This is a genomic window from Microcoleus sp. AR_TQ3_B6, from assembly GCF_036702785.1.
Taxonomy (GTDB): domain Bacteria; phylum Cyanobacteriota; class Cyanobacteriia; order Cyanobacteriales; family Microcoleaceae; genus Microcoleus.
Window position 1 is genome coordinate 1 of record NZ_JAUBVJ010000052.1, and the last position, 4,044, is coordinate 4,044.

The following is a 4,044-nucleotide window of genomic DNA, read 5'->3' on the forward strand; positions in this document are numbered from 1 at the left end:
ATCTGTTTGCACCCGAAGCTTTGGTCAATTCCTATCCACTCTTCAAACGGATGCGTTCAGAAGACCCCGTTCACTATTGTGAGTCTGAAGGCTACTGGATTTTGACACGCTATAGAGATGTTGAGGCGGCTGTACGCGATGAGCGTTTGAGTTCAGACCGCAGACCGTTGCGGATGAATCAGTTAGGTTCTTTGGATGTTAAAGAGATTCAGAATTTCCTTCATCTGACATCAAACTGGATGGGTGAGAAAGATCCACCGGAGCACACCCGACTGCGGAAGTTAGCCAACCAGGGATTTACAACTCGTGCGATCGAAAACTGGCGCTCTATTATCCAGAACACCACGGATCGATTGTTGGATCAGGTTCAAAATCTCGGTGGCATGGATGTTGTATCGGATTTGGCGATACCACTACCAGGGTTCATTATTCCTGAGATATTTGGGGTGGCAGAAACCGACAGAGCGAATCTGCTGGAATGGGCAATGGATATAACCCAAATATTTGGCCTAGTGGGTGGCTCAACTATTGAAATGGCAGAATTGGCACGCAAGGCTGACAAGGCAGCCGTACAGTTTTCTGCACTAATCAGACAACTGGTTGAACAACGGCGTCGGCAACCGGGAACTGACATGATTAGCCTGCTGATTGTGGCCTACCAAGAGCAGGGGTTTAATCTTGAGGAACTCCCATCTGTATGCATTCAGATATTATCTGCAGGTCTTTTGACTACCACAGACCAGATTGCCAATGGAGTGAATGCACTGCTGTGTCATCCGAACCAACTGGAAAAACTGAAAAAAAATCCTTCTCTGATCAATAGCGCTGTCGAAGAAATGATCCGTTTCGATACCTCGGTTCCTTTTTTCTTTCGGATTGCCAAACAAGACGTGACGATTGGCGGTAAGGACATCGCGGCGGGTAGCGCCATCATACTGGGGCTTGGGGCGGCGAATCATGACCCCGAGAAGTTTGAGGAACCGGAGGTTTTCGATATTACACGCACGCCCAACGAACACCTTGGGTTTAGTTCAGGAATTCACTTTTGTGTGGGAGCGGTTTTAGCTCGCATGGAGTTAACTATTTGCTTGACCACATTACTTAGAAGACTACCGAATCTCAGGTTCGATCCGGATAAGCAAGCTATTCCCACAAAACATTCCATTCTAATTTTGAAGGGGTTCGATTCGCTACCAGTAAAGTTCGACGATCGTCTTAAGTGATACCACCATCGTTGACACTCCCCGCCGTAGAACGGACGGGGATTCTTAAGAGGGCAAAATCTTAATAGACCTTGATTCTTAATGGCTGCGCTCTCGCAGCCTCTAGACAGTCCGGTAAAACCATTCTGCTTACTTTTGCGTCCAATATTCACAGCCCCATTACAATCAGCATTAATCAAATGTCCGTCCTTACTCCGATACAAACCTCGCTTAACCCGCTTGCCAGAAAAACGGTAAGTTGTAGGATTATCGGCGTTGTAAATGGGCAGATCGTCACCATCCAAAGCACTAGCTTTGCTGGTATAAGATTCTTCCTGTTCTTGACAGATCAAGCCGTAACGCTCACAAAGCGCTTTGAGTTTACCTCTCAGGCTGTACAGGGGGATTTGAACAAAGTTCTGATTGTTGTGGCTACCGATATTAATTTCTTGCTTCATTCCCAAATTGAAACCCACAATCACACGCTCAATTTTATTGGCAATGCAATGGTCAATTATCAACCTTGCTGTTTTGTTCAGGTAGTCTCTGACCTGATTATTGCGATTAACCAGCAATCGAGCTTGACGCTCAGTAAGACGTTCAATGCCCTGCTTATCTTTAATGGATTGCAGTCTAGCGTTTTCTTTGTTGTACCACTGGTTAATAGATTTGATTTTGCGACCATCCACAATAAAGGATGCCCCATTGGTGTCAACGCAGGTTGCAAGATTGTCCAATCCAAAGTCAATCGAAATAGCACTGCCTGCAATAGTTTCAACAGGCTCAGTTTCAGCCTTGGAGACAAACTCGACTTCAAAAAATCGAGCATCGTATTTAGGGTGAACGCGAACCTCTTTAACCGTTGCCGGATCGAGTCTGTTAGGGAATGGAATAGATACCTCGCCAAACTGCTTTTTGAAAGCAGCGGACATCGGAATCTTAAACTTCCCATCCTTGACTTTGATTCGAGGAATTATCAGAACAAAGTACCCATCTTTGGGCAGGTAGTGAGGCAGTTTTACTTTTTGGGTGTACGAGCCAGACTTGATCGCATTGAGCAACCCGTAGAAGCTGTGAAAAGTTCTGTCTACCACTTTCAGCGTTTGCTGGGCAATATCGGTATTGAGGAGTTGATAGTTCTCATTCCCTTTGCACAAATGGTATGCAGACTCATAGCGCAAGTGCTTGTGTTCTTGAAAATAGTATTGCCGAACAGTGTAAAGCCCTACATTGTAGAGATTTTTGCTGAGTCGGCACAATTCTCGCAGAGCCAGAAACTCAGTCTTATTCAGATCTCGGATTTGGTTCTTTTGAGTCAGGTACATAGCTTTGTTTTCGCTGTATATCTAATTCTACAGCGAAAATGTACTCTTTGCCAGATGGTTTTGTAAAGCCGTCCTAGAAGGACGGGGTTTCCACCCAGATTTTTCGATGATTAAACTGGAAAATTATGGCAAATCGACGTTACGCCCTGGGCGATGACTAATGGGAACGCATTAAAGACAACCAACAAGAACACCAATCGATCGCGATAGTTTAAACCGAAGGATTTCCACAAAGAGCTTTTGGCGCCGATCGACTGTGGTGAGCCGATCGACTGTGGGGAGCCGATCGACTGTGGTGAGCCGATCGACTGTGGGGAGCCGATCGACTGTGGTGAGCGATCGACTGTGGTGAGCGATCGCTAAAAAGAGCTCCAATGGGTTCTATAAAAGCTCTCACGCTTGATGGTCCCGCCCAAATTCCGAACTCTCCTCAATCGGTAAGCAAACTCGGAGAAGTCAGCACAAAGACATCCCTGGTTCCCACCCCTTCAGATTCCGGTTTAATCGGCGTAGTAAAGTGGAAAAACTCGTGGTCGTTAACCAACAGCAATTCCCCTGGCTGCAGAACTTTATTAAAAACAGGCTTTTCTTTTTTAGCCAAGTACAAATGCGTTTCCCCCCCTACAATATTAGTTCGATCGACCGAGAAAATCCCGATAAAATCAGTACCGTCTCTGTGAATTCCTTCCGGTGCGGGGTTTCCGAAATTGTGCGGCGAACAAGTCGTCCTGATTTGATGGATGCCGATTTCAGCTTCCGGGTGAATTTTGCAAGAATCGAAAAAAGCAAAAATCATCTGTTTGAAATTATCGAGAGCAATTAGCCGATCGTCCAATTCCGCAAATTCCCGCCTGATATCACCCGCTAGCGGGTTGTATTTTTTGCTTTGAAACAAATAGCCGTGAGGTAACTTAACTAACTCATTTCCATTGACAGTAAACCGCGACAATCTTCTCGAACGATACTTCCCTTTCACATAGGGATCCACAGGCATATCGTCAAAAAATTCCTTGAAACCTTCTAGCTTAATCGAGTTTACTTTTTTGAAAGTAAACATGAAAGCATAATCCAAATGAATGGATTCTAATACTGTTTTCATAGATTTTAATCCCTGAAGCCTTGCTCCCCTCCCCAATTTTGCCTTAAGGAGGTATATGCTTCTACTGTAGCGCAAGTTTTTTGTATATCTCGTAAAAGACACTACAAAAATTGCAAAGATATCGTAAAGATGGCAAGATAAATCCGGGGGCTTGTCCTTCTTGTAATTCAAAGTCGCCAATCTAAAATCTAAAATCTAAAATCTAAAATCGATGGACCGCTTTCACCAGCGACTGACAGGCCAGCAGGAAAACGGCAACATCGACCCCAAGTGCGACGTACTGAATCCGGGGGCTTGTCCTTCTTGTAATTCAAAGCCCCCAATCTAAAATCTAAAATCTCAAATCTAAAATCGATGGACCGCTTTCACCAGCGACTGACAGGCATGGAGGAAAACGGCAACATCGACCCCAAGTGTG

The 4,044-nt window shown here is 45.1% G+C and carries 3 protein-coding genes and 1 pseudogene; 1 reads left to right on the plus strand and 3 read right to left on the minus strand.

What is annotated here, in order from left to right:
• On the plus strand, positions 1-1,223 hold a 1,223-nt coding region (locus tag QUB56_RS22585; RefSeq protein ID WP_332958292.1), incomplete at its 5' end, for a cytochrome P450.
• Positions 1,224-1,369: 146 nt separating this feature from the next.
• Here QUB56_RS22585 and QUB56_RS22590 read toward each other — a convergent pair.
• The 3 genes and pseudogenes from QUB56_RS22590 to QUB56_RS22600 form a co-directional block, all read right to left on the minus strand.
• Positions 1,370-2,527: pseudogene (locus tag QUB56_RS22590) on the minus strand (RNA-guided endonuclease InsQ/TnpB family protein); the annotation flags it as partial.
• Positions 2,528-2,698: 171 nt separating this feature from the next.
• The gene (locus QUB56_RS22595; protein WP_332958294.1) at positions 2,699-2,902 is read right to left on the minus strand and encodes a hypothetical protein; all 204 of its coding nucleotides are present in this window, start codon (positions 2,900-2,902) and stop codon (positions 2,699-2,701) included.
• 55 nt (positions 2,903-2,957) lie between these two features.
• Positions 2,958-3,626, minus strand: coding sequence for a 2OG-Fe dioxygenase family protein (locus QUB56_RS22600; protein WP_332958296.1), 669 nt, complete (start codon positions 3,624-3,626; stop codon positions 2,958-2,960).
• Between the last annotated feature and the right edge of the window lie 418 nt (positions 3,627-4,044).